This window comes from Mycolicibacter arupensis, assembly GCF_002086515.1.
GTDB classification, from domain to species: domain Bacteria; phylum Actinomycetota; class Actinomycetes; order Mycobacteriales; family Mycobacteriaceae; genus Mycobacterium; species Mycobacterium arupense.
The window spans coordinates 1-1,781 of the sequence record NZ_MVHH01000105.1 but is presented as its reverse complement, the minus strand read 5'-3'; the positions used below and the strand labels follow the sequence as shown (position 1 = coordinate 1,781).

The 1,781-nt window shown below is 64.6% G+C and carries 1 protein-coding gene; it reads left to right on the top strand.

The annotated features are described in order from the left end of the window. Positions 1-112 precede the first annotated feature (112 nt). The gene (locus BST15_RS20855; protein WP_046191535.1) at positions 113-1,759 is read left to right on the top strand and encodes an IS1634 family transposase; all 1,647 of its coding nucleotides are present in this window, start codon (positions 113-115) and stop codon (positions 1,757-1,759) included. Positions 1,760-1,781: the final 22 nt, after the last annotated feature.

Genomic DNA, 1,781 nt, shown 5'->3' with positions numbered 1-1,781 from the left:
CCTGAGTTGGGTCACTTCGGACAGTTTTCGGAAGCTGCAGGGCGTTGAACTGCAGTGATGTCTCGGCTTAGTGCACCCGCTAGGCACTAATTTGGGTCGGTAGGCTGCCTGGATGGTCTGGATTCGGCGGGTGCGCACCGCCTCGGGCGCAACGGCGGTCCAGATCGCCGAATCCGTCGACGGCCGCCGCAGGATCGTGCGCCATGTCGGTTCTGCGCGTGATGACGCCGAGCTGGGTCTGCTCATCGAGGAGGCCCGCCGGCTGTTGGCCGATGACACCCAAGGCGAGCTTGATCTCGGGATTACCCCGAAAGCTGTTCGGGCCCAGATGGTTCCGAATCCGGCTGAAGCGTTGTTCCCCGACGGTGCTGGTGTGCCCACGGCGCGGGAGTTGGTGGCGCGACCACGGGTGCTCAAGAGCAGCAGCGGGCTGCTCTATGACGCCCTGGCCCAGGTGTACGCCAGCCTGGGGTTCGAGGCCGCGGCGGGCGATGAGGTCTTCCGGGACCTGGTGATCGCCCGGGTGGTGGAACCGACCAGCTTGCTCGATGTCGATCGGGTCCTGGCCGAACTGGGCCGCACCTCGGCGTCACTGTCAACCCGCAAACGCACCCTGCGCCGCGCCCGCGCCGGTGGGTATCGCGAGCAGATCGCTACCGCCTGTTTCGCCCACGCCCGCACCGCCGGTGATGTCAGCCTTGTGCTCTACGACGTCACCACGCTCTACTTCGAGGCCGACAAGGAAGATGACCTGCGCCGCGTCGGCTACTCCAAAGAACGCCGCGTCGATCCACAGATCGTGGTCGGATTGCTGGTCGACCGGCGCGGATTCCCCTTGGAGATCGGTTGTTTCGAAGGCAACAAGGCCGAAACTCTGACGATCGTGCCCATCGTGAAAGCGTTCCAAGCCCGCCACCAGATCACCGATATGGTCGTCGTCGCCGATGCCGGCATGCTCGCCAGCGGCAATCTGCGCGAGCTCGACGAGGCAGGGTTGCGGTTCATCGTCGGATCCAGGGTTACCAAAGCGCCCAATGATCTGGCATCGCACTTCCATTGGCACGGCGATTTCTTCACCGACGGCCAGATCATCGACACCATCACCCCACGCGATCAACGCGGCACCGCCACCAAGACCAGCGACCCCAAACGCAAAGCCGAGCCCGTCTGGGATCCGGCCGTCCACGCCAAGTCGTGGCGGGCGGTGTGGGCGTACTCAACCAAACGCGCGGTGCGTGACACCAAGACGCTCAACCTGCAGGAGAACAAGGCCCGCGCGGTCGCCGCCGGCGAGAAGGCGGCGCGGGTACCGCGGTTCATCAAGAACCGCAACGGTTCCCAAGAATTCGACGAGGCATCGTTGCAGCGGGCCCGCCGGTTGGTAGGGCTCAAGGGCTACGTCACCAACATCGACGCCGCGCTGATGCCCGCGACCGAAGTGATCGCCAGCTACCACAACCTCTGGCACGTCGAGGCGTCCTTCCGGATGTCCAAATCCGACCTCGCCGCCCGACCTATGTTCGCCCGCACCCGCGACGCCATCGAAGCCCACCTGACGATCGTGTTCACCGCCCTGGCCGTCAGCCGCGAGGTCCAGAACCGGACCGGACTGTCACTGCGCCGATTCCTGCGCACCCTCAAACCCCTGCGCTCGGCCACCATCGACCTCAATGGCGTCATCGCCACCTACCCGCCAGCCATAGACAACGAGGTCAAGACCATTCTGGATGCGCTGGAAGCCGAAAATTCAAGGCACTAAGCCATATGACCCAACTCGGGCC

Coding starts and splice junctions, on each gene's coding strand:
- BST15_RS20855 (WP_046191535.1), top strand. CDS start 113: ATGGTCTGGATTCGGCGGGTGCGCACCGCCTCGGGCGCAACGGCGGTC.